18 protein-coding genes and 2 riboswitches are annotated in these 25,907 nt (G+C 36.1%); of the genes, 12 read left to right on the top strand and 6 right to left on the bottom strand.

The window, feature by feature from the left end:
- The first annotated feature begins 2 nt into the window (after nucleotides 1-2).
- On the top strand, nucleotides 3-1,532 hold the full coding sequence (locus DBX25_RS01220) for a YifB family Mg chelatase-like AAA ATPase (protein WP_108668959.1): 1,530 nt from the start codon (nucleotides 3-5) through the stop codon (nucleotides 1,530-1,532).
- Nucleotides 1,533-1,719: 187 nt separating this feature from the next.
- Here DBX25_RS01220 and DBX25_RS01225 read toward each other — a convergent pair whose 3' ends face one another.
- Both DBX25_RS01225 and DBX25_RS01230 read right to left on the bottom strand, forming a co-directional pair.
- Nucleotides 1,720-2,367: a hypothetical protein gene (locus DBX25_RS01225; RefSeq protein WP_108668960.1), complete on the bottom strand. Its 648-nt coding sequence runs from the start codon at nucleotides 2,365-2,367 to the stop codon at nucleotides 1,720-1,722.
- Nucleotides 2,368-2,463: 96 nt separating this feature from the next.
- On the bottom strand, nucleotides 2,464-3,375 hold the full coding sequence (locus tag DBX25_RS01230; protein ID WP_157950834.1) for a uracil-DNA glycosylase: 912 nt from the start codon (nucleotides 3,373-3,375) through the stop codon (nucleotides 2,464-2,466).
- Between the two features lie 752 nt (nucleotides 3,376-4,127).
- Nucleotides 4,128-4,217: riboswitch (cyclic di-GMP riboswitch) on the top strand.
- Between the two features lie 112 nt (nucleotides 4,218-4,329).
- On the opposite strand from DBX25_RS01230, the gene DBX25_RS01235 reads away from it, so the two are divergent.
- The 5 genes from DBX25_RS01235 to DBX25_RS01255 all read left to right on the top strand — a co-directional run bounded on the left by DBX25_RS01235 (nucleotide 4,330) and on the right by DBX25_RS01255 (nucleotide 14,864).
- Complete coding sequence (locus DBX25_RS01235) at nucleotides 4,330-6,828, top strand: hypothetical protein (RefSeq protein ID WP_157950836.1); 2,499 nt, start codon at nucleotides 4,330-4,332, stop codon at nucleotides 6,826-6,828.
- Between the two features lie 319 nt (nucleotides 6,829-7,147).
- On the top strand, nucleotides 7,148-9,091 hold the full coding sequence (locus tag DBX25_RS01240; protein ID WP_108668963.1) for a lamin tail domain-containing protein: 1,944 nt from the start codon (nucleotides 7,148-7,150) through the stop codon (nucleotides 9,089-9,091).
- Between the two features lie 220 nt (nucleotides 9,092-9,311).
- On the top strand, nucleotides 9,312-10,694 hold the full coding sequence (locus DBX25_RS01245) for a S41 family peptidase (RefSeq protein WP_240620101.1): 1,383 nt from the start codon (nucleotides 9,312-9,314) through the stop codon (nucleotides 10,692-10,694).
- Nucleotides 10,695-10,727: 33 nt separating this feature from the next.
- Nucleotides 10,728-11,594, top strand: coding sequence for a hypothetical protein (locus DBX25_RS01250; protein ID WP_108668964.1), 867 nt, complete (start codon nucleotides 10,728-10,730; stop codon nucleotides 11,592-11,594).
- 471 nt (nucleotides 11,595-12,065) lie between these two features.
- Nucleotides 12,066-14,864: an S-layer homology domain-containing protein gene (locus tag DBX25_RS01255; RefSeq protein ID WP_108668965.1), complete on the top strand. Its 2,799-nt coding sequence runs from the start codon at nucleotides 12,066-12,068 to the stop codon at nucleotides 14,862-14,864.
- A gap of 170 nt (nucleotides 14,865-15,034) precedes the next feature.
- Here DBX25_RS01255 and DBX25_RS01260 read toward each other — a convergent pair whose 3' ends face one another.
- The gene (locus tag DBX25_RS01260; RefSeq protein WP_108668966.1) at nucleotides 15,035-15,307 is read right to left on the bottom strand and encodes a hypothetical protein; all 273 of its coding nucleotides are present in this window, start codon (nucleotides 15,305-15,307) and stop codon (nucleotides 15,035-15,037) included.
- A gap of 148 nt (nucleotides 15,308-15,455) precedes the next feature.
- On the bottom strand, nucleotides 15,456-16,649 hold the full coding sequence (locus DBX25_RS01265) for a NupC/NupG family nucleoside CNT transporter (RefSeq protein WP_108668967.1): 1,194 nt from the start codon (nucleotides 16,647-16,649) through the stop codon (nucleotides 15,456-15,458).
- 153 nt (nucleotides 16,650-16,802) lie between these two features.
- Nucleotides 16,803-16,903: riboswitch (purine riboswitch) on the bottom strand.
- Between the two features lie 91 nt (nucleotides 16,904-16,994).
- On the opposite strand from DBX25_RS01265, the gene DBX25_RS01270 reads away from it, so the two are divergent.
- From DBX25_RS01270 to DBX25_RS01295, 6 genes are all read left to right on the top strand, one after another.
- Nucleotides 16,995-17,726 carry a glycerophosphodiester phosphodiesterase gene (locus DBX25_RS01270; RefSeq protein WP_108668968.1) on the top strand — a complete coding sequence of 244 codons (732 nt, stop codon included), beginning with the start codon at nucleotides 16,995-16,997 and terminating at the stop codon, nucleotides 17,724-17,726.
- Between the two features lie 102 nt (nucleotides 17,727-17,828).
- Nucleotides 17,829-19,250 (top strand): outer membrane protein assembly factor BamB family protein, encoded by a 1,422-nt coding sequence (locus DBX25_RS01275; protein WP_108668969.1) that lies wholly within the window; start codon nucleotides 17,829-17,831, stop codon nucleotides 19,248-19,250.
- Between the two features lie 144 nt (nucleotides 19,251-19,394).
- A complete protein-coding gene (locus tag DBX25_RS01280; RefSeq protein WP_108668970.1) occupies nucleotides 19,395-20,396 on the top strand; it encodes a VanW family protein in 1,002 nt (333 codons plus the stop codon).
- A 241-nt stretch (nucleotides 20,397-20,637) separates the two neighbouring features.
- Nucleotides 20,638-21,108 (top strand): transposase, encoded by a 471-nt coding sequence (locus DBX25_RS01285; protein WP_108668971.1) that lies wholly within the window; start codon nucleotides 20,638-20,640, stop codon nucleotides 21,106-21,108.
- Nucleotides 21,109-21,207: 99 nt separating this feature from the next.
- Nucleotides 21,208-23,481, top strand: a complete 2,274-nt coding sequence (locus tag DBX25_RS01290; protein WP_108668972.1) for an S-layer homology domain-containing protein — start codon at nucleotides 21,208-21,210, stop codon at nucleotides 23,479-23,481.
- Between the two features lie 196 nt (nucleotides 23,482-23,677).
- Nucleotides 23,678-24,958, top strand: a complete 1,281-nt coding sequence (locus DBX25_RS01295) for an S-layer homology domain-containing protein (RefSeq protein ID WP_108668973.1) — start codon at nucleotides 23,678-23,680, stop codon at nucleotides 24,956-24,958.
- Nucleotides 24,959-25,358: 400 nt separating this feature from the next.
- Here the strand turns inward: DBX25_RS01295 and DBX25_RS01300 are convergent, their stop codons facing one another.
- Together DBX25_RS01300 and DBX25_RS01305 are read right to left on the bottom strand one after the other, a co-directional pair.
- Nucleotides 25,359-25,553 (bottom strand): hypothetical protein, encoded by a 195-nt coding sequence (locus DBX25_RS01300; protein ID WP_108668974.1) that lies wholly within the window; start codon nucleotides 25,551-25,553, stop codon nucleotides 25,359-25,361.
- An 83-nt stretch (nucleotides 25,554-25,636) separates the two neighbouring features.
- Nucleotides 25,637-25,897 (bottom strand): hypothetical protein, encoded by a 261-nt coding sequence (locus tag DBX25_RS01305; protein ID WP_240620102.1) that lies wholly within the window; start codon nucleotides 25,895-25,897, stop codon nucleotides 25,637-25,639.
- Nucleotides 25,898-25,907 lie beyond the last annotated feature (10 nt).

The raw sequence follows: 25,907 nt of genomic DNA on the forward strand, positions 1-25,907 counted from the left end.
CCTTGAGTGAGAAAGTAACAAGCATTGGGTTAAAAGGGATGGAGGGGTATCGTGTAAATGTGGAAGTAAAGTCATTAGTAGGCGTTGAATCTGTAGTGATAGTAGGGCTGCCAGATGCTTCAGTAAAAGAATCTAAGGATCGAATTATGGCTTCGCTTCATTCTTTAGGTTATTCGCTTGCAGAACGAAGAATTATTATTAGCCTCTCACCATCTGAGCAAAAGAAAAATGGTCCCATGTTTGACTTGGCGATGGCACTCTGTGTGTTAGTAAGTACACAAGAACTAAATGTGAAAATCCCATCTCATACTGGCTTTATTGGGGCTTTATCCCTCCATGGGGAGATACAACCAGTAGAAGGAATGCTCCCAGCTGTGTTATCGGCGAAAAAACTAGGTTTAACACGATTGTATATGCCATTTGATGAAAGACTTCCGATCTTAGATTTTAAGGAATTAGAAATTGTTTACGTGTCAACATTACATGAGGTCATTGATCATCTTTCTGGAAAAGAAATACCTCAGATCATTTCTCAACCTAAAGAAGAAGAAATGTTAGTATCTACGATAGATTTTCAACAAATTATTGGTCATAGTTATGCTAAGACGGCGCTTGAAGTGGCTGCTGCAGGTGAACATCATTTACTGATGACAGGTCCTCCTGGCTGTGGGAAAAGTATGTTAGCGGAAAGTTTTCCTTCTATATTACCACCTCTTTCTAGAGAACCCCAATTAGAGATGATCAGTCTTTATCAACTTAGTGGCTTGACCTATCCTCATGTGAAACTCCCTCCATATCGAAATCCACACCATTCTGCTTCTGGAGTATCCATTGTAGGAGGAGGCCAGTACCCGAAACCAGGAGAAGTCTCCTTGGCTCACCGTGGGGTACTATTTTTAGACGAGATCGCGGAGTTCTCTAAAAAGACATTGGACATGCTTCGACAACCATTGGAGACAGGCTCTGTCACGATAAGTCGTACTCAAGCCACTATTAAATATCCAGCTTCCTTTATCTTAGTTGCGGCCATGAATCCTTGTCCGTGTGGATATTCAGGATCAAATACCCACTATTGCTCATGTTCCCCTAAACAAATCCTGGCCTATCAGAATAAGCTCTCAGGGCCATTAAGAGACCGCTTTGATATATTTTTATCGTTAAAACCTGTGGATTTAAAAGTATCTGAAGAGAAAAGAATAGAGTTATCTGAGGAAGTTCGCAAGAGAGTAGAAGAAGCAAGAAGGAGACAATATGATCGTTATGGTAAGGAAATATGTAATAGTAGAGTACAGTACGAGACCATTTTAAAAACCAGTCCATTGACAACTAATCAACAAAGAACTCTTCAACAAGTTGGATCTAAGAGAAATTGGAGTAATCGTACACAAATTAAAATCATTAAATTAGCTAGAACCATTTCCGATTTACAAGGCAGTAAGCTAATTACTGACCGAAGTATTTGGGAAGCTATTCAATTGAATCAACGGCCTAGTGGAAAGAACAGAATAGAGAATGTAACTGGTTGGTTCTAGAATGTACTAACATTCAAGTTTTAGTGAGATTAGTGTCGATATACTTTATTTCTATTTCAAATTTAAATGGATTATCCTGAATCGGCTGCATTTCATGGGAATAATCTAGTGAAAGGAAAAATATTAGTACCTTTCACTAGATTATTAGAAGCAAGAAAAATTAACTATACACTACAGAAATTCAAAATTATTTATAGCCCAGAGCTATCATGGTTTCTTTAAAGTATGCATAAAGCACTTTAGGACTGATACGGTACATGGGATGATAAAAGTCCACGAAGAGAGTATCCAATGCTTTACCGAACATGGCTCCTGATCCACATTTAGTACTTTCAAATTCTAGTATTTCTTGAACAATTGTAAATGTACCTCCACATATAACTACATCAGGTTTGATAATTTCTATTTCTTTTATCCAGAGTTCTTTGTTTTGGATAGCATGAGTTCTTATTTCATCATAATTACTTTCACCTGAACCACCAGATTTTTTGAGGTTTGTGGTAGCTATATTCAATAATCCTTCGGTAATATTAAACTCCTTGATAAAATTAAAGGATTGATAGGATGGAAACCCTTGTAGCATAGCAAAACTCCATAGTCCTACCGTTTCCCAGACTCTATAGAACTTCATTCTTTTTATTTGATTATGCATAAGCTGTACCAACGACCAATTTTCTAATTGTTCTACATCATTTACTTCTTTTAATAGAAAGAGTAGTTTAACTTCACAACTCTCATACATGCTTTCATCCACAACGCCACCAGAAACAAAGTGTCCTGGATGGGTTTGTTGCCAGTTTTTATACAGGGTTTCTAGTTTGTTGTTTATAGACATAATAATTTTTCCCCTCATTCATTGAACATATAATCTGTTTTTATTATAGTAAATTCTTACTTTGAAAGTTTATAGGTTCCAATCCTCTTGAAATTCTTAGTGTGCTAACTGTTTAAAGTCTATTTTTTGTTGTTCATAATTTCTAATCCTGGTATGTATAACTTTTGGACTTGGATGATAAAGGGGGTATAACCAGCGATTATTCCATTTTGTGTAGGAAGCAACATCCTTATTTAGTATCAACTGGTGGTTTTCAATTATTTTAAGGGCTTCTAGTGCTTTCTGTCCTAATGTAACTACAATTTTGGGATTGACCAAATCAATTATATTAGCAAGATGAGAGCTACAATTTCGTACCTCTGAATGATTAGGTGGCCTAACATTTCCATTTTCAGCAGTTGGACAGCAAAGTACGGCATTTGTAATAAAAACATCTGATCGTGTCCAATTTGTAGTGGATAACAGCTTCTCAAAATTATTACCTGTTATATCACCATGTAAAGGGATGCCAGAGACATTTGCACCATGTGGACCTGGTGCTTCAGCAATAAACATAATATCCGCATTTAGGTTTCCATTTTGATAACCGATTACTGCTTCTTTATCTTTCATCGCATCACATAATGGACAGTTTTTTGCCTGAGATATTAATGTACTAAATTTAATGTCTTTAGCTGTATTATTGATAGTGATTTCTTTTCCTTTAATGGTTAATACTGCAACCCCTTCATATACATAGAAGTAAAATTCTACAAAACATTCATCACCATTTCTGTATTCGTTTATAATCTCTAATCCATCACATGGTATAGTTACAGTTAATCCTCTTTCATCAGATAGTTTTAAGGTGTAATCAAATTCAGAAACTTCATCTATTATAGATAATTTTAGATTCTTTCCCCTTAAATCAATGCTATCTTCCCATCCATCATAATTTGTCAATAAACGTATTTCATAGGGTATTACTGTATCTGATATTTCTTTTAATCTCGCAAAATGGTTAATCATATTCATTACTCCTTTTTACTTAGAGTTGGTAAACCTAATTTAACTGGAGGGTAATTCAGCGAAGAGAAAGAGCGTGAATTGTTTCCAATGCTTGAAATTAAACGTTCTTTTAGTGAGATAGTTTTGCCCATTTAGTCTAACATCGTCTTCTGTCCTGCAAATTGTAAAGCTTCATCAAGTATCAAATAGGTGGGGGGATCACCACCGAAATTTTTGGTTAAAATGCCACCCAAACCGTAAGTTACTTGTAATTCAATTACCTTTTCCCAATATTGCCCCCGTGAGTGTGTGACCTAGGTCTATTCGGTCTTAGTCCAGGTCATTTGAAAAATCTTTCTGTATCCCTTTGGTACTTCCCATTCATCCTTCCTATGAATCTTTCAATTCTGCTAAGGTTTAATAGGTCTTGTTTTTATTTGTTAAGTCCATTTTCTGGTTCGAGTGCTCGGGTTAATAAATCTTCTATGGCTTTTCTCATTAAAATACCTCTAATTTGTTAGGTATATTTACTACTCATTAAATAAATTTACATTTTTTAACATTGATTTATATTAATAAACGCTTCCCATATTCAATAAGATTCAGCCAACAATACCTAGTGGAATGGTCTTTAAAGGATCATTATCACCCGGTAAATTTTGCTTCAAAAGATTTTCCCGAGAACTAACCAAGGTAGTTTCGCTCATAATTTGAATTTATTCAATTAAATTTGGATAAATATAGTATAATAGTAACATATTAGTACATTTAAATAGTTTTATTGGCAAACCTTTCGAAAGGGAGGGACGCAAAGCTACGGGTCTAAAGTCATATTTTGAGACTATGATCGCCGGGTTGCTTGTATTTCCTAATGAAATGATTGAGCCGCTCAGCGTTCACCCTTTATTTGTGAAGGGAGAATGCTGAGTTTTTTTAGTTGTAACAACAAATCGAGCGAAAACGAGGATGATGAATATGTTTACTAAAATGAGAATGTTGTTATTGGTTTCAGTTTTTTGTGTATTGCTTCATATAAATGGATTCGAAGCAAATGCAGCAGATCCAATAGGAACTTTTCAGCCTGTAAAAGGGCTTGTTCATAACCAAGATGCTATTTATATTACCGATGCGATTGTAACAAAGGGAGACAAAGTTGTTGTCCTAGCTGAATCTAGACCATTTATGTATGACGCACTCAAAAATAGTTGGGAGTACTTGAAAGGTGGCCATATATACCAACCGAGGTCGTTGGCAGCCTTACAGAATGGAAATGTTTTATTCATAGCAGGAAAGAAAAAAGGGGAAGAAAACTTTAACCAAAACCAGATATTTGATGTGAAGAAGAAGACTTTTAAGATGGTAAGTCCTCTGCCAGGGTACTATGAATATATCACAAATATTCAAAGCACAACTTTGAAAAATAATCATGTTCTCGTTATGGGAAGCTATCAATTATATAAACAAGAATATGAGTTTGTTTTTGAGTATGATCCAACAAAGGATGTGTGGATGGAAAGAGAAAAACTGTCCTATCAAGCTGATAAGCTCGTCATGAATAATAACGGTGATGCCCTATTATATGGAGGTAAACCTGGAGAAAGTATTAGTCATGCTCAGTTCTATGATACAAAACTAGACAAGATTGTTCCTGCTTCCCGTTTATTAAAACATATTGTTCTTTCTGCACATGCGCCTTTATTGGATGGGAAGTTTTTATTGGCAGGTGGTTCTTGGCCAGGGGGAATTCAACCTACGAATGTGGCGTCAATCTTTGATCCAGTAACAAATCATTGGAAGAATATTTCTCCCATGAAAACATCGCGTGCAATGGCAACAGCTGCTCTACTTCCAGATGGAAGAGTGATTGTTGTAGGCGGGATGGATGCAATACACTATCAATATTTGCAGACGACAGAAATTTATGACCCTAGAACGAATACTTGGACGAATGGCCCTACTATGAAAACGAAGCACGAAAAGCCAGTATTAGTGCCGTTGTCTAACAATGACTTATTGGTTTTTGGCTCTAGTGGCGGAAAAACCATGCCAGTCGAAAAGCTGAAGATTTCAACAAACTTGCGTAGTAAGAGTAAAGCGACATACCAATACAAAGAAAGTGCAAGTGTACTAAAATTAAATAATCCGATGGTAAATACAAAAGCAGAGAGTAGGAATCTTGGGTATTCTCCAGTAATGATCAATAAGCAGGTTTATATCCCTACTACGGCCCTATCACTATTTCAAGTGGAGAAGTCACCTAGTGTAAAAAAGATTAATGGGAAGTCCTATTTCCTTTTAAATGATTTTGCAAAGGCGACTAATCAGCAAGTGGCTAGAACTGGAGATCTGATATTATTGTCATCTAAGCCCATTTACTTTGATAAACATGATTATGACAGATGGCTGACGTGGTATGACCCGAATCACCGATTAGGAATTGCATACGAAGGTTCTATTGTGAAGAAATCAAAGCTTTTTGAAGAAGCTGGTTGGACTTACACTAAATATTATGTTCGGGATAAATACCCTTCTCATTTGTTTAATTCGGAAGGAACTGAGTATACGTATGATTATATTCTACGGGAAAAAAGAGGTGCCGTTGAGTTTGTAAATGGTGGATCATCCGAATTTCTAAAAGAAGAGGATGGGACTCTTTATTTTGTACAGAATAGATATCTATTGAAGAAATCACTTGGGGAAGTATATGGAACTCCTTTAATTAAGCCATATCCTAAGCTTGCCCATAACAGGCTTAAACCATTACTCAATGGATGGGATTACTTGCATGAAGGAGAGCCTTTGGAAATTTCACTTGAACACTTTGACGGTAACTATATCTATACCTGGTGGGCAGAGGCGCATGATCATCCCTACCCGGGAATCCCAGTCAAAGTGAAGTTTGATGGAAGTGAACTCCATCTACTGAGCTCAGTTCCGTCCCGTCATTATAATGACGATATAAAAGTTTATGGTGATTATCTGTACTATTTCACCAATCCATTGGATATCGAAGAACACAGGGCAGGTCAGAAATATAAGCTTCATATGGTGAAAAAAGACGGATCGGTAGAAAAAGATATAGCTTATGTTAAGGGCTATCAAATTTACCAGAATAAAATCTACTATAAGAATGCTGATGACTTAGTTCCTGGCACCTTTGAAATGGTAGGAAGATTCTATTCAATGAACTTGGATGGAAGCGGAAAAAAGCTCTTAACTAAAGATGCAGTTGCGCCGTATTATTTTCTAAAGAATAAAATAATCTATAGTACTTTTGAAAGTGATCTAATTGTCCAGATGAATATGGACGGCAGTGCCCGAAAAGTACTGGCCAAAGGAACAAAAAATATCCTACTAGAAATCCTAACAGTCACTGAAAGCTACATCACCTACAAAAAAACCAATACAACAAACGAAAAAATAATAGGCAAATATAAAATGGATTTAAAAACATTCAAAGAAATAAAGATTTAAGGGGGTGCCTGTCACCACCCGAAAAATCTTGTTTCACAGGAATGTTTCACGGAATTTTTTTGAGAGGGTATTGTCTAAATAGACATATAACGGTGTCAGACACAATCCGTAGACATTTTGGTATATGTTTGCGTGTAATGTTAACTATAAGGAGGCCCTGTGGAGAGAAATCTTTGCAGGGCTTTCCTCTTTTAACAAGGCAATTCGCCTTCCATATTTTTAATTATAATTTTTATAAATATCCAAATTTTAGCAAAACGTTTATAATTATTTTAAAGGAGAGTAAAAATTTATTAGTAACCAAAGGTGGGATTTTTTATTGAAAGCCATTTTAACTTTTTGTTTAACAGTTTTATTTGTATTAGGAAATAATTTAACAGGATTCGCAGTTTCAAGTACAAAAGTATTAAACCCAAAAACTAATATTGATCGGCACCATGATTTTACTATTGATTTCAATGTTGAATTAGATGCAGGTACTGTTAATGAAGAGAGTGTGTATGTATTATTAAATGGGGATAGGATTGATGAGGTAAAAATTACACTAAGTTCGGATAAAAAGACTGTTAAAGTAGAGGCACCTCCAAAAGGCTATTTAAGTAAAGAGAAATATACATTATATTTACGGCAAACGATTAAAGCACTTAATGGAAGAAACATGAGAGAAACGGTAGAAATGGATTTTACTACAAAGGAAGACGTAGTAAAGACAGGTAAGGTAAAAATTGAAAGTTTAGAGTTAAATAGAGAAACGGTTTGGATACACAATAACGACTCAGAAGATATATTGATGGATGGTTGGAGAATTGTGAGTGAAGATGGCAAAGAAATTTATTATTTTCCATCTGATTTCGTGCTAAAGAAAGGTGAAAAGGTTATTATTACCTCGGGCAAAGAGGGCTTTGAGAGTAAACCGACTCATTTATTATGGTCACAGTCATATCAATGGAACAATTATGGAGATCGAGCCCAATTATATGATGCTAATGATATGTTAATAGATCAAGCTAGTACAACCAATTTAAATGAACAAAAAACGATTGAACAGAAAAAGAACCAAGAATTACTTGCTTCACAGTATAATAAAACTCTCATCACCAATAATGATTTACTAGCGTTAAAGAAATTATCCGTCGAATCGGCTGATACAATAAAATGGTACGGCTATGAATTGAAGGATATAAACTTGTATTTTACGAAAGATGCCCTTAAGAATCATATATATTTGTATGAGTATGGAGATGCCATTAATAAACAAATCAAGGATTACATGGGCTCTGAACTGAAGTATAAATTAGATGTATTCGTTTATGACGGTAAACCAATCTATAATACAGGAAATCAATATCGAAAAAATAGAGACTATGAATATGTTTTTGTGAATCCAACAGGTATGGATGGTTCTAAAACTTGGGACATGCGGCCGGTGTTTGCTCACGAAATGATTCATGCATTTCAAGGACATCGTTGGAACTATGAACGAATTTATCCGGTATTCAAGATCAATAATGAGGATGCAATTTGGTTAACGGAAGGAATGGCAGAATACGTTGCAAGGCAGTATGTGAGTTATCCTGAATTGGCTTATCCTAAGGATTTATTTTTAAGATACACTCATTATTCCAAGCAGGATTTAATAACATTAATCGATGAGTACGAAGTGTTTTATGAAAAGGACTTGCTAGAACTAAATTCTTGGCCGAACTTTTGGAGTCCTATGGATTATAGACCATATGAATCTTTGGTTTATTACTTAGAAAAGCAGTATGGAAAAGAAGCGTTCCTAAATTGGGTTACCGTGGCTACTGAAAGTCAAAACTTAGTAAATACTACAAAGGATATTCTAGGAAGTACAGAAAAAGAAATTATCCAAAATTGGAAAAGATATTTTCTGATAGGTGAGAAAATTAACAATCCGGCTGAAATAACGATAGGAAGTTACTTCCTAAGACAAGATATATCAGAGTTTAAGAACCTACAACCAAAAACAGATTTAGTTTTAAATATCAAAGATTATTTAACTGAAGTTGATATAAAAGAACTTTTAGAGAATAATCAGATTAAATTTACATTATCTGCTCCTGGAAAACCAAGTTTAGATGCGTATGTAACGGGTGGTTTTTATTATGACCATATTAAAAGACTCCAGGTAGATATTCCAGACATACATTTAATGGAGTCGGGGATACCTTATACGTTGACCTATGATGGAGAAGGGGAAACGAAGATCAAGTTGGATGAGAAGGTAAAGATTTATCGATAAGGTGCCTGTCACCACCCGAAAAATCTTGTTTCACAGGAATGTTTCACAGAAAGTTGGCTTAAATGTAAATATCCAAATCAAATAGCATTGGTAGTCTTGTAAGAGGTTATTGTTTAAACCGACAGTAACCTCTTTTTTATATAAAAAATTCCAAAATACATATAAAATACCAAATTTCTGTCGATATAATCAGGGAGGTTTATAGAGCTAGGAGGAAACAATGTTGTTAAACATGGGAAGGGTTTTACCTTTATTCTTTGCATTTCTTATCTTTTTAAATGTAACAACTGTCTCTGCAGCTCCAATTGATGAAGCAAGAGAGATTATTCGAAACTATTATGTAGATGAAGTCCCAGAAGAGACATTGTCTAAATCAACGATAAATGAAATGGTCCGATATCTAGATAAATTCTCTGCCTACATGACACCAGAAGAATTCGAAAGGTTCATGAATGCAATTAATCAGAAGCTAATCGGAATAGGTGTTGTGTTAGAAGAGCACGAGATGGGAATAAAAGTAGTTTCTGTGATTGCCGGGGGACCTGCGGAACGAGCGGGAATCCAAGCAGGAGATATTTTACTAGATGTTGATGGTACTAGTTTAAAAGGAAAGGCCGTTCAAACGGCGATACCATACATAAGCGGGAAAGAAAATACCCAAGTGACAATTACGTTTCACAGTCAACTGACGGGCCAAACAATCACAAAGACGATGACTAGAGAAGTCATCAAAATTCAAAACGTTGAATACGAAATGCTCGGTGGTGACATCGGTTATATTCAATTAAATAGCTTTGCAGAAAATTCATCAAAGGAAATCCTTCAGGCGATTGATCAGCTGAAAGGAGCTAAAGGATGGATTCTTGACCTCCGGAATAATGGGGGAGGGTATGTGTCTGAAGCGCTTGAAATAGCAGGGTTTTTCCAGAGTGTGACTCAAGCGTTTCAATTGAGAGGGAAAGACAACGTCCCTGAAGTATATGATGTAACAAAGCAAACCCTTCAATTTAATGCACCAACCCATATCTTGATTAATAAAAACAGTGCAAGTGCATCCGAAATGGTAGCTGCTTCTGTCAAAGAGCAACAAGGTGCTGTTTTATACGGACAAACATCATATGGGAAAGGGTCTATGCAAACGATATTTTCGTTAAGTGATGAAAGTGTTTTAAAACTAACGACCGCTAGATTTTTTTCTCCTAAAGGCACTCCTGTACATGAGGTAGGTGTGACACCTAATGTCGAAACAACAATAGGAGGAGAATTAACTCAATCGCATCGAGATCATATATTGGCTATGGTCCCGGGATACAAAAAGATGCCTTCATTAGAAAATGTACCTATAACCAAAACGTTTACTGTGAAGATGAATCAAAGAATGAATTGGACAGGTATTTCAGAAAAGGATATCCAGCTAGTCCAACTAGGAGAAAAACAAGTTTCCGTAGATATGAACATTATCGATGAGCGGACAGTGAAGATAATTCCAAGAGAATACTTGCAATCAAAAGGGAAATACCTCCTAACGATTCACCCGAATTGGCAATCAAATCGATTTGTAAAAATGAAGCAAGGGTTATATTTAGAAATAACGGTAGAATAAAAATATTGGAATATAGAAAGAAGGTCTCTTTTTATGGTCTTTACAACACCATTGTTTCAGGGGTCGATACCAAATAATGGGATGTACATACGAAATAATAGTTCAAATGGAACGGAAAGTAATCAGTCTTGGAAATTGATTCTTGAGGATGAGGCACGAAAGATTAATCCGCTTTTTGATGTGAAAGTATCACAGAATAGTTTAATAATGGAATCAATTCAGAAGAATGATTGGTCCAAATATCATTCCTTTCAGGCTAAGCAACATCCAGCGTGGTATCAAGAAGTAGATGGAAAACAAATTCCAAACAAAATCTATTTTGGGAATTTGATAGAGTCCAAGCTAGAATCTCTGCAAGAAGCTAGAATGAACGGTGATCAAAAAGAAGTAGAGAAGTGGGAGAAAAATCTACTCGAAGCTATTGAGGATTTTAAAAAGGCACCTGGCATAGTCCCTTATGTAGTTGGTTTGAATCATACAGAGAAACTTGCAGCACAATACGAAGTCGAGCAACCGTCAGAAGAGTACTTTAATAGTAAGTATAATTCTTCATTGGTTATGGATCAGGGCAAGTTCAAAGAGAATATGTGGTATGAAAATGCTATTTTTGAAGAGAATGTTGCATTAAAGAACAAGATTGAAACGCTAGTAGCTGGAACATTCCCTGTTTCAGCTTCAAAGGAAAATGTAGCAGTTGAAACGAGTAATGATTCAGTTTCTAAAGAAAATGTAGAGAGCTCAATTGAAGAATTAAATAAAAATGTTGAGGGAAAAACTTCACCACCTAATCAGGAGAGTTCTTTTGAAATACAGACATTGATAATGCAAAATCTAGCAAAATTGCAACAAACCATTAAACCAAATCCTCAAGAAATTATTGATAAATATAGGTATTCGTAGTCCGACAGACCTCTTTCCATATTTGGCAAAGAGGTCTTATTATTGGGCGCACTTTCCTCTAATGGAGAAATATAAAAACAGTTAAAAATACCTAATAAAAAGTTTATGAATTTAGTTTTTTCCACTAGTTTCCTATAAACTAATAAATTTGATTTATAGTTTTTCCAACATATCTCAATGAGGTTTCAATACTTATAAGAATTTAGCTCTAACATGTTTAACTAGTTATAGGAGTAGAGGTTCACTAAGTTCCAGATATACGTTTTGTTTCCACATTATAACAATGCATGTTTAAAATTCTCGTGCTAGAATAAATTACAAGTTTAACAGAACTTTTCCTCAATCATTACAAAACTACCAATAATGGTAGGTGATTAGGAGATTGTTAAACAAAATTATTGTTACATAGTTGATGAATTATACATTCATTCAATTAAAATACTTTTTACAACTCGGGGAGGATTTTTTAACATGGCTTACCAACAAAAGTCTTATCGCAAATTCGTTGCAACTGCTGCAACAGCAACTCTAGTAGCTTCTGCAATGGCTCCATTAGCATCTGCTGCTAGCTTCAATGATGTTCAAGGTGAAGAGCTTACTAAAGCTGTAGATTTCATCGTTGCTGAAGGAATCGCTAAAGGTTACGCTGATGGCGTTACTTTCGGAACTAACGATAGCGTAAAACGTATTGACGCTGCAGTTATGATCGCAAAAGCTCTTAAATTAGATGTTGCTAGCTACCCAGCTTCTAACTTCACTGATGTAAAAGCAGAAAGAGCTCCTTATGTAAACGCTCTTAAAGCTGAAGAAATCGTAGATGGAAAATCTGCAACTCAATTCGGTGTTGAATCTAAAATCACTCGTGCTGAAATGGCAAAAATCCTTGTTGACGCTTTTGACTTAGTGAAAAAAGACGACAAAGAACTTCCATTCACAGACGTTAACGCTCGTTTCAAAGAATACGTAAAAGCTGCAGTTGACAACGGAATCATCGATCCTAAGTCTGCTACATCTTTCGGTGCTGAAACAGAAATGACTCGTGGCGATATCGCTATTGCTTTATACAGAGCAATGAATCCTGTGACTGTTCCTACAGTTGTAAATGTAAGTGCAGTAGCTGCGAAGAAGTTGGAAGTTAACTTTTCTAAAGAAGTAGACACTACAAAAGCTACTTTTGAAGTTAAAAAAGGATCTTCAACAATTAACGTAGCAAACGTTTCTTTCAATGAAGATAAAACTGCAGCAGTATTAGAATTCTCTAATAAACTAGCTGCTGGTGAATATACAATCAATGTTAAAGGAATTACTGAAGAAACATTGACGAAAAAAGCAACTGTTTCTGCTGAAACTGTTTCTGATATTCAAGTATTAGCTACTGAAGCTCCTATTAAAGCTGGAAAAGCAACTGTAGGTTACAAAGTATCTAACCAATATGGTGAAGATATTACTTCTGATGTTACAATCAGCAGCCCAGATACTAATGTTGCAGTTAACAAATCAGAAAAAACTATAACTGTTTCTACATTAGACCTTGATGCTACTACAGCTACACCAGATTCAAGAACATTTACATTGATTCATTCTGCTACAGGTTTAGCGAAAACTGTAACAGTTAAAGCAACTGCAGCAGCAGTAGTATCAAATGTTCAATTCAAAGGTGTATACAACAAAGATGGAAAAACGTTAGTTGAAGGTACTAACCTAGCAACTTCTACAGATGCATTCTACTTAGAAGTAGAAGCTAAAGATCAATATGGTAACGTATTGAAAGCTGATGAGTTAACAACTGGTTTATACCTAACTGAATCTAATCCTACAGTTGTAGATGCAACTGATGTAACAAATGTTCCAACTGTTGTAGAATTCACAACTGCTGATAATGTTAAGAAAACTGGTATTAAATTAACTGGTACTACTGTTGCTGGTTCAAACCTTGTGACTTTAGTTGCTAATGCAACTGGTGCATATGCTAACTACAGCATTTCTGTACAAGAAGCTGCAAAAGTTGATTCAATCTCATTAACTACTCCTGAATTAGTAGTTGAAGGCGAAGATTTAGTAATCCCAGCTACTGTTATCGACACTAAAGGAAATGTTGTAACTGATGCTAGCAAAGTTACAAACGTAACTGCTAAACTTGGAAATGCTACAGGAACTTTTGAAACTACTAAAGATGGAAAATTAGTATTAAAGTTCGCTAAAGGTGATGTAACTGAAGGTAAAACTACTTTATTAGTAGTAAGCCCAACAGGTAAAGCTGTATCTCAACTTGTTGATGTACAAGAAGCTGCTACACCAACGTTAATTCAAGGCCTTAAATCTACTGTAAGCACAGCGGTTTATGGTTCAAAAACTCTAACAGCTACTGACTTTATTATTAAAGATCAATATGGTAGAACAGTTGATGCTTTACCAGTTGGATATACTGTAGCTGTTAAATCAGAAGCTTACGCTGCTGGTAGTGATAACAATGTGTTAACTTTCACTGGTCTTACAGCTGCTGCAGTGAAAAAAGGTACTGAACAAGTAGTATTTGAACTGAAAAATGGTGCTGCTTCAGTTGTAGATAGCGAAAAAGCTGTTAGCTTCACAGTAGTTGAAAAGTCTGATTTTGTTTCTTACGGAATTGAATCACTTCCAACTGTTTATGCTAACACTGATTCTGTAGACAATACAGTAGATGCTTATGACAGAGAAGTAGTTGTTTATGGAATGACTTCTGGTGGATTAAAAGTTAAATTAGGTAAAGATGATTTCAACGTAACTTCAAATGCAACTGAACTAGAAGTAGAAGCTCTTGCTGACAAGTGGGTTATCGATGGTGTTGATACTGCTGCTTTAGCTGATAACACAGCTAAAACTGTTAAATTGACAGTTACATTAAATGAAACTGGTCAAGAGCTAACTAAAGACGTAGTAGTTTCTAACGTAGCTCCATCAGTTGAAAAAGTAGAATACATCGTTTCTGAAGAAGCTGTAACTACTTTAGAGTTTGATAATGCTTCTGATGACACATTCAGTGCAGATGATGTATATGCAAACATCTATACTACTGACTCTTACGGTGAAGAAGTAGTATTAGCTGCTGCTAATGAAGTAACTCGTATTACCTTCTCTAACATCAAGGATAAGGTTACTACAACTCCTATCGTAATTTCTGCAAACGGTACTGCTGCAGCATCTCTAGCAGACCTTGAAGATGGAGATACTTTCGACGCAACAATCTATGTTGGTGGACAATCTGTAAAGGTAGCTGTTACTGTTAAGTAATAACTAACAATGCAAAAAAAAAGAGTTATCGCCTGGCGATAACTCTTTTTTAAAAGCAAAAATAAGCATTTGGTGCCTGTCACCACCCGGATTTACTCGATAATTGTCGACTAGAAAATTAAAAGGCGGTCCCAGTGAATCATTGATTTTACTGGGACCGCCTTTATTAGTTAATCATCACTTCCGTCAAAATCTCCATCATTATCTGAATCATTATGATCATTTGTGTTTTGGTGATGATCATTATCAGGAGGGTGATCACGGTCATGATCGATGCTATGTGCTTTTTTATTCGATTTGCTACCAATAGGAATCATAATGGCACCAAGAATTATGGCTAGAGTACCTAGACCTTCTAAATCAATAAAGATTAGAAAAATGCCCAACAAAAGAATAAGAATACCAATTCCTTTTAATAGTCCTTTTCCTTTTTTCAGAAACATTCCCCCCTAAAAATCGAATAAAAAATAATCACATAAAAAGTTATTCACTTTTATAGTTATTTATTCCTATTTTGATTTACTACCAACTGATGAAATTTACAAAAAAAGTGCCTAGATTAAACTAAGCACCAGATGTTTATTCTACTATTTAAAAGAACATCCCCACAAAAACAGCCGTGATAAAACTAGCCAATGTCCCACCAATAACAGCCTTCAATCCAAGCTTCGAAATTAATGGTCTTTTCGTTTTGTCCATTGATCCCAACCCGACAATAAGTTGTCCGATAGAAGAAAGGTTTGCAAAGTTACATAGAGCTACTGATAAAATGGCAACAGTTTTAGGTGATAATTCACTCATCTTTTTAGTCAGTTCACCATAAGCTACGAATTCATTGACAGATACTTTTGTTCCGATGATAGATGCTGCACGGAATGCATCGTCGAAAGGAACGCCGATTAGTAGGGCGAAAGGATAGAAAAGGTATCCTAAGATTTCTACAAGATTAGTTCCAACTAAACCTAAGATTCCATTTAATAAGGCCAATAATCCGATGAAGGCAATTAACAATCCACCAATATTAAGAGCAAGCTTAACCCCGTTGATTGCACCTTCAGCAATGGCTTCAAAACCGTTGGTGTATTCTGTACTTTCGATTTTGATATCATCGTTCGTTAAGCTTTTTTCTGTTTCAGGTTCAAGGAGCTTAGCGGTTATTAATGAGGCTAAAGGAACACTGAAAACGGAAATCAGCAAGTACTTCATGTCCACTCCCATTAATGAATAACCAACTAGGATTGCACCACTCGCGGAAGCTGTTCCCCCAACCATAACTGCAAATAATTCCGACCGTGTTAAATGTTTAATGTACGGTCTAACGAGTAAAGGTGCTTCTACTAATCCCAAGAAAGAGTTTCCGACAGCACTGAATGTTTCTACTTTAGTCGTTCCTAACAATTTTCCAAGAGTTAATCCAGCGATACGTACGACAAAAGGGATGATGCGTAAGTGATATAAAAGTGATACAAGTGCGGAGATGAAAATGACAACGGAAAGAACTTGAATGGCGAATACGAAGGTTATGTTCGTTCCTTCGCCAAAAAAACCACCGAATACAAATTGAATACCTTCGTTACTATAATCGATGACTTTCTGTACCCCTGCAGATACTTTTTGGAGGATGGTTTGACCTAATTTGGATTTCATGACAAATAGGACAAATAATCCTTCTAAAATCAAGCCTATTACAATCGTTTTCCAAGGAATCGACTTACGATTGCTACTTAAAAGAAAACCTACGAATAAGACACCAATAAGTGATAATAATCCATATAAGATACTCATCTCAACGACCTCCTATAATACTTTGCTTATTTTTCCCTAACTTCCAAATATTATTAGTCTGATGTCAGACCTCTCAAGAAATAAAAAAACCATGTACTCAAGCTTTTTCTTTATAGAAGAAAAGCTTGGGTACATGGCATGCACATGCACGATCTCCAAATCGCTTTTCCCTATAGTCCGGCATTTTACGGCTGCCGGGTAGAAACGAATGGACCATATCTCCATCCTATATAAGGAGTATATAAGTTTTTGTTAGTTTAACAGCATATAATGAATCATACAATGGTAAATGGTATAGTCGGAATAGAAGATGTAGTTCGAATTTTTCAAAAGGGGTGAAAAGTAATGAAAAAGACCCATATTTATGCACATAGAGGTAGCAAAGGAACACATCCAGAGAATACAATGGCAGCTTTCCGTGAAGCGGTTCGACTTGGGGTGGATGGGATTGAGCTGGATGTTCATTTGTCAAAGGATGGAGAGCTGGTTGTTATTCATGATGAGACTGTGGATCGGACGACGGATGGAACTGGTCAAGTGAAGGATTTAACTTTGTCCCAGCTGAAAAAGTTGGATGCAGGTTCTTGGTTTTCTAAAGAATTTCAAAGTGAAACCATTCCCACATTAAAGGAAATCCTTCAGCTATTGCAGGGCACCAATATTCTTCTAAACGTCGAAATAAAGAATGACGTGATTCAATATGTAGGAATAGAAGAGAAAGTTTTAAAGGATTTAGAGGAATACGCCTATAAAGATAAAGCCATCATTTCTTCTTTTAATCACTATAGCGTACGTAAAATCAAACAGCTTGATCCAGAAATCCAAACAGCTATTCTGTTCGTGGAGATATTAGTAGAACCTTGGAAATACGCAGCTTCTATTGGGGCATCAGCCTTACATGTTTACATACCAATCGCTTATACAGAAATGAGCCGAGAAGCTGAGAGAAATAATTATCCTGTAAGGGTTTGGACAGTTAATGATGAGGTTGAAATGAAGAAGTTAATCGAAATGAACATAGATACGATCATGACGGATTTTCCACAAAAAGCAATGCAAATTAGAAATCAATCGTAATATAAAGTTAGCCTCTTATGTACATAAGAGGCTAACTTTTACTTCGATAAACCAGGAAAATATTTTATAATAAGTATAAAATTGTAAAGATGGAGTGGTTAAGTGACTAAAAAAATCTTGTTTATTATTTTTTTTGTTTGTGGAGTATGTATATTTTTCAATCAAACCGCGGATGCAGTAACCGTTAAGTCACTAGAAGGATACAAATATAACTGGAAATACTCAACAGGAAGTTATACAAAAAATAATGGAGCATTTAATATTGTAGAAGTGGACAGTAAGTCAGGAAACATCGTTTATACAGAGAATAGTAGTTGGGGTACGATATTGGAGTTAGGTTTAATGAACTCCAAAGGAAAAAAAGTATGGAAAAAAACTCAAGTGAATTTTGAAATAGTTTCTGTAAAAGGGAATTATATCATCGTCCAATCGTATGATAAGGAAGATTATCTAGTGGTAAGTATCATCAATAAATTAAATGGAAGTTCAATAAGACATATATCTTATAAGTCTTCTAAGATCCTACATGCAACAGAACCCAATGTAGTGGTAGATAATCAATTAAATATTTTTGTAACTTCCAAAAGTCGTTTAATTGCTATGAATAGTCAAGGGAAAAAGCTATGGGAACTGGACAAAACATTACCTGTCAATTTGGACCTTACTTTTAGTTCCCCTGTAGTAAAAGATGACTATCTTGTTACAAGTTTTAATTGTTCAGGAAGTGAGCTTTGTTCCATGCTTGATAGGGATGAATTAATGATTCTTTCCAAAAAAGATGGTAAGCAAGTTGTATGGAAAAATAGGGTTAAGACTTGGGAATTCTTTCTATCAGGAGATGGAAAAAGAATCATTGTTTCTGAAGGGGATGGAGTGGTATCGGCCTATAGCTTTTCAGATGGAACAAAACTATGGAGCAAAACATTTAAAGTAGGTTCTTCTGAATATTTAAGTTTTTTCTTGAAAGATGATCACTCTCTTGAGGAAGATTCGTTAGGCAATTTTTTTGTGACGATTGGTAATACAGATATTTTGCCAGGGCAATTAGTATATAAAGCGATTTACTCTATAGGACCTGACGGTAGAAATCGCTGGGGGGCGAATATCAGCTCACTCAAGGAAACTGGGAGATTAACAGTTTCAGGTTACTTATCTAGTGGAAAAGTCATCAATATGATGGGGGAAAAAGGATATTATAAACTGGATAATGCCAAGGGAAGGCTTATACAGAAAACACCATTTGTAAGAAAAGCTGCAGTAAAATATGCGGATTATACGAAGGCCCCAATAATAAAAAGAACTGGAAACAGTATCATCGGATCCGATGACTGGGCAACAAGCCTAGACGAAGAATTTACAAAGAATATCTGGTCTTCACGGCATCAAATTTACAACAAGACAGGGAAATTAGTAGGGGCTATCACCCATACAAATCCAATGGATCCTGCTCAAATCTATGTTTTAGACAACTTTCAAGTATATATAGTAAATAATTTTGGCGTGTATTCGTATTCTCGAAAGTAATTTACTCAATCAGTCCTAATGCCCTATGGTGTTAGGACTATTTTTTATCCCTTTTTATTTTCCGAACATAACTGTAATTAAATGTAAATATATATGATTACATACATATATTTCAAAATGATTACAAAGATATTAGGGGGCAAAATGAAACAAAAATGGGTTATTACAGGGGTACTTGCAGGAAGCTTGATCGGATTAACTGCCTGCAATCAGGATTACGAGAATCAGAAAGAATTAGAGAATAAAATCATGCATTTAGAAAAAAAGGTATCCGAATTAGAAAAGAGGGTAGTGGAGCAGGGAAAAAATGTAGTAAATAAACCTGAGGAAGTAGAAGAGGTTTCGGTAAAGATTATTGAGCCAAATACCGGAAAGTTAATTAAGGAAATCATTCCGATTGAGTTGGGCTTTGAATTGAATAAAGAAGAATATAAAAAACAATTAAACGATTGGGTTAGGGATTTAGCGAGATCAAACTATGATCAACGAATGGTATTAGACAAGATAGGAGAGAATGGAGAAATTATTAAAGGGAAGCCGAGAGTCATATTATCTGAGAAAGAACTAGTCAAGAGTATTCTAGGATTGTCCGAAAAGGGTGGAGAAGTTCCATTACCACTAACTGTAACGGAGTCTGGATATAAAGCTGAAGAAGTTCAGAGTCTCAGCGAGGTGGTGGTGGCTTCATATACGACCCATTTTGATAGGAGTGTTACTGGCCGAGTAGCTAATATCGAATTATCCTCAAAGACTATCGATAATGTGATTATTGGGGTGGGAGATATCTTTTCTTTTAATACACAGGTGGGAGAACGGACAGTAGCTAGAGGATATCAACCTGCAAAAGAAATCGTAGATAAGGAATTTGTTGAGGGCATTGGCGGAGGAATCTGTCAGACTTCCTCAACACTTTATAACGCAATTGACCAATTAGAAGTAGAATACGTGGAACACCACAATCATTCTCTCAATGTTGGATATGTGCCAAAGGGAAGAGATGCCACTGTTTCGTGGGGAGGACCTGATTTTAGATTTATGAACACACTGAGTGTCCCACTCTTGATAAAAACATTTGTTAACAAGGAAAAAGGCTCCTTAACGGTTGAAGTAAGGACTTCTAAGGCTAATGCAGGTTTAATCGATTAGAAATCACGCTACAAATCAGCGGGGGTGGTGCCTGTGAAACCGGGGCGTGACAGGCACGCCCCGGTTTTTGTCGAATTTTTCAGTGCCTGTCACCACCCGAAATTCCTCGGATTTTGTCGAATCATACCGACTGATTTATATGAAAGAAGCTCTTATAATTAAGGTAGATTTACACTTTTATCCTCATCTAACCTCTTTCGTTCCTTCTCATCCCTAAAAAATATATACGGAGGTTTAAAAAATGGGTAGAAAACAAAGGGTTTGGTTGCCAGACCTATATTACCACGTAACCACAAGAGGAAATAGAAGAGATCCTCTGTTTCGATCAAGAGAAGACTTTAAGGTCTTCCTCTACATTCTTCAGCAACTCTACGATAAAATCCCCTATGAAGTCATCGCATATTGCCTAATGACCAACCACTATCATCTCCAATTACGATCGCCTCATGAATCATTATCCAAACTCATGGCCTTCATAAACAAACGCTACGCCAATTATTACAATACGAAGTATAAGTTGACTGGCCATGTATTCGAAAAAAGATACTTCAGCGATCCTATAGAAGATAGGAAAGGAATGTTTGAAGTTAGTCGGTACATTCACCTCAATCCATGCAGGGCTAACATTGTTACTATACCCTCGACCTATGAATGGAGCAGCTATTCTATGTATACAGAACTCTCACCCTCTAAATTCCCGAAATGGAAGTAAATAACCATGTCTCAATTCGACAAAATTCGGGCGGTGACAGGCACCACAAAATGCTATAATTTAAATTGATACTAAAGATATAGCATGAAAGGGGAAGTTATGAGGAAAGTTGCTGCAAGTTTACTAGTTTTTCTGTTGTTTGCTTTTGTTTCTCAAATTCAAGCTCAATCATATAGTGATATAGATAGCCATTGGGGGAAAAAGGAAATTGAAGCCCTAATAGATGAAGGTGTCGTCTCAGGTTTTGAGGATGGAACTTTTCGTCCTTATACACAAGTGACGAGAGGTCAGTTCTTGGCATTTCTTGTCCGTGCACTTGATTTACCTGCTGGAGATTCGACTTTTCCGGATGTTCCGAGTACCAGTAGACTGTATACCGATATTTCAGCAGCTAAAAAAGCAGGTCTTATATTAGGTAATCAAGATGGACTTGCACTTGCGGACAATCCGGTTACTCGTTCAGATGTCGCGGTAATGCTAGATCGAGCTATGCATTTAAAAGGAGACTATACTGAACGACAAACACTTACTTTCAAGGATTCTAGATTAATTGGAAAATACGCGTACGAAGCGGTAGAACGAATGACTTATTACGGTCTAATTTCAGGAACAGCCGATAATAATTTTGCTCCTACAAAAATTGCCTCTCGCGGTGAATCTGCAGTACTGATTTACCGTATGATGGACAAGCTTAATCTATTAGGTGAAGACACGACTTCGAATCCAGATGTTAATCAAGAAGTGGTCATCAAGGTCAATGACCACCAAGATATTAAAGTAAGAATGAACACAAAGGGTGTACCAATTACTTACAGCAAAAGTTCTACAGTGAAGCATATTTTATCGACCGATTATCACTATTACTATCACTTGGGAAGTGCAGCTAAACCAACAGGCACTCTACAAGTAACGTTAAGAAAGATGGATAATGGGGATACATTTGTTTTCACGAAATTTATTCATAACGGTGACACTACTTATAATGCTTCGGTAATTTTGCCATTCCAGAATTCGGATAACTATTCCGTAGCAACGTATGCATCACAAGGTACTATTGATAAGAAGCCTAATGGAACCTTTGGAGAGGATCATACATCTCATCCAATCGGGATATTTTCGGCAAAAAGTGGCGATTCAATTACTAACGAAGTGATGTTGGGAAAAAACTATGTTTCTACAGTACGAGAGACTCGTTATGACAATGGACATCGATCCATTATCCGTGAGTTAATAGAAGAGAGAGAAAGCTATCAAGTTATTGAAGACAAAACAACTAAAGTAATTACAGCCAACTTGAATATCTCAGTCCGTGGAAAAGCCGTTTCAGAATCATGGGCTCTTTTATCGGAAAAACCTCTGTTTAGTAACGAAGAAAAAAGAAATCAATGGTTTAAACGGACAATAAATGAATATAGGGCTATTAACAACTGGCTAACTGCAGAGGGTGCCTATACGAAACTGCCATACTCCATTGAACCATCCTACCAAAAAGGATATGGAAGAAATATCGGCCGCATCCAGGGTGGCGTTTATTTAACGGCCTACCAAGATAATAAAGAACGTTATTTTCATAACCTTGTAATTAATGCTCTCGCTGACTTAGATGTATTGTCTGACGGAGCTCTTTCAGCAGGGGAGAATCCAATATTCAAAACAGAATACACCAGTACATGGCTGAAAAAACCGTATGGTATTACAGCGCCTTATATTGACACTCGCCTAAATGAAAATGCGGCATTGTTTTTGAAAAATTCGAGTGAGACCTTGAATATTCCTCAACTGTCAAAAGCAAATCTGCGCTATGCTGACTTCTTAGTGGAACAAAAAGCTTTAGGTAATATTATTCCTGTCACAGCATCAAGTCATTTGATTTCCGATTATTTCGGATTAAACGGCCAGACAACCAAAACGCACGTCTCGTTAAATCATGCACTTGGTGAAATGCGATTCTTACTAGAGTCGTACAAACAAACCAATGACGTTAAGTATTTTACAACTGCTAAGCAAATCAAAGTTGCTATCGAAAAACTTCATCCAAAATGGATTCGTACAAACGGAGATCTTTGGTATTCGGTAAATAGTGAATTTACCTTTACCGGTAATGACTATGAAAATTTAACGTTAATGGACTTATTACTAAGCCAAAATATCTTTGCTGAAACAGGCATTCCACGTAGTAAAGAATTCGACGAGATGGTTCGCTCCAAAACAAAATATCTCGTTGAAAATAATTTGGGCATTATCCCTCCAATTGTTCAGCTGCTACAAGAGCAAGGCTTTGGAGACTTACTACCTGGAACTTATAAAGCAAGCTCCATAAAAGAAAGTAATGAAAAACTACCAGAAGACGAACTAGATCAATTAGCTAAATAATAGGAAATCGGGGAGTGCCAGTCACGCCCCGATTTTTTTGAAGTTTTTGAAGTGCCTGTCACCACCCGACTTTTGTCGAATATCGACAAAAAACGGGTGGTGACAGGCACCTTATTATTCCTTTAAAATAAATACATATACCCATCACGATCTTCATATATTTTGAGAATGTAAGTTTGATAAGGGAGAGTGTAGGATGAAGTTCGTTAAAAAAAGAATTACGAGTTTGGTTTTAGTTTTTTCATTGCTTTTATCCATCATTGTGCCGGGAGTATCTGCAAATGGCTTAGCATCCATTCGGTACTTGGCTTTAGGAGATTCGCTAGCAGCAGGTATGACTCCTCAAAAAGAAATAAGTAGTGGATATTCAGATTTAACAGCAGCATATATGAAAGAGCAAGGTGCCTTATCTACATACTCAAAGGAGTTTGCGGTTCCAGGTTACAAAACTGACAATGTTTTAAACGACCTTTTAACAAAACCGGAACTTCAAGAGGCTGTAAAAGCATCGAACCTCATTACCATTTCAGCTGGTGCAAATGACTTACTAAAGGAAGCTAAAATGGATATTGAGAAAAAAACATTAACGATCGATTCAGCTAAAGTTCTTCCGACATTACAATCGATTTCTAAAAACTATGCTGCTATTCTCCAAACCATCAAAGAATTGAACCCTCAAGCGAAAGTATATGTGATGGGATACTATTTTCCTTTTCCATATCTTGCAGATAGCCAGAAGCCCCAATTAATCCAACTTGCCAAGACTCTTAACTTAGCCATCGACAGCATGGTAACTTCACAAGGAGCGACATTTGTCTCTGTATATGAAAAATTCGGAGATGATCCAAAACAATATTTGCCAAACCCAATGGATATTCATCCTAATATAGAGGGCTACCAAGCAATGAGTGATGCTTTGCTAACTAGCATTGCTAAAACGAAGCCGAAAGCTAATGATATTCCAAGTGATTATTGGGCAAAGAAAGAATTAGAACTCTTAATAGCTAATAATCTACTAACACTAGATGATAAAGGAAATGTCTATCCAGAAAAGCCAATCACTAGAGCAGAAGTTGCAGATATTCTCTATAAATCGATTCCAATGACAAAATCCATACCGCAAAATCCAGGGTATCAAGATGTTCCAGAGACACACCCGGCCTACATGGCTATTGCTAAACTTACGGAAGCAGGGATTTTCTCAAAAAGTGAAAAATTCAATCCGGATTCCTCTCTAACAAGGGTTCAAGCTGCAAAGGTTCTAACTCTAGCCTTTCAATTAAAAGGAGATGGTAAAGTACCTTCTTTTAAAGATATCAATGCTAAATATTGGGGAACTCCATTTATTAATGCTGTTTCAACTCATAAACTAATGCTTGGCTATAAGAACGGAAAATTTGGTTTGCACGATCCTATAAATCGAGCTCAGTTTGCCGTAATTGTAGTGAGGGCACAAGCTACTATATTAACAAAATAAGATTATATTGATAACCAGGACTGTTTTAGTTCTGGTTATTATGATTTGTGGGTATCTGAATGATAAACAAAGAAAATTGGAACTTCAAAGGAGCTATTACCAGCTAAGAAACTATATTTCTCTCCTCGACTAGATCTCAAATAAAAGTACGTAAGATTGCAGAAGCTTGTTTATATAAATGGATAGGGTCTAATTTTTATTTTGAAAAGCAAAAGTATGGAAAGAAAAGATAAAATTTTCCCCTAGTGTGTGGGATTTTCTAATAAAATGGGAAAGACTTAGCGACTAAAAAGTGTTTTAACTTTTGGAGATGTAGATTATTCGAAGCAGGTTTTAAACAGAGGCGATGAGAAGGCGGTGAGAAAAGGTCCTGGAGTTTCAATACCACTCTATCTAAGAACTAATACTGTAGTTTAAATTCATTGTTATTCATTTGTTTTTGTACGAGCTCCATCACTTCTTCCTGGAACTCTTCTTCAGTTATTACATTCAATAATATAGCACGAACTAGTTCGGAATGCTGACTAGTAATTTCATAACCTTCAAGTTGTAGTGAAGCCTTTGCTTGCTGCATCGCTTTTTGAATATTTTGCATAGGTTGTCCTTCTAGGTGGTTTCAGGCTTGGTTAAGGACAGAGAGATTAATAATCTCTGTCCTTACTTGAGAGAGCACTCCAGTTATGTGAAAAAATCCTTTACTAACAGATCATCCTTAAATGAATCCTCTTCGTCATTGTCATTTACCGTTTGACTACATTTCGGGCAATCAACGTACGTATCATTTGTGTGAAAGCCTACATACCCATGTGTACATTCTTGAATGCCCCAAATCGTTTCCCATTCGATATCAAAGTTATAATCACAATGCTTACAATAGAAGGAACAGGTTGCGAAATCTTCTTTCTTCTTTTTTGTTACTGGTTTTCTTTTTCTACCCAATGTGCTCTAC

It is taken from the genome of Peribacillus acanthi (genome assembly GCF_003073175.1).
GTDB classification, from domain to species: domain Bacteria; phylum Bacillota; class Bacilli; order Bacillales; family DSM-1321; genus Bacillus_BN; species Bacillus_BN acanthi.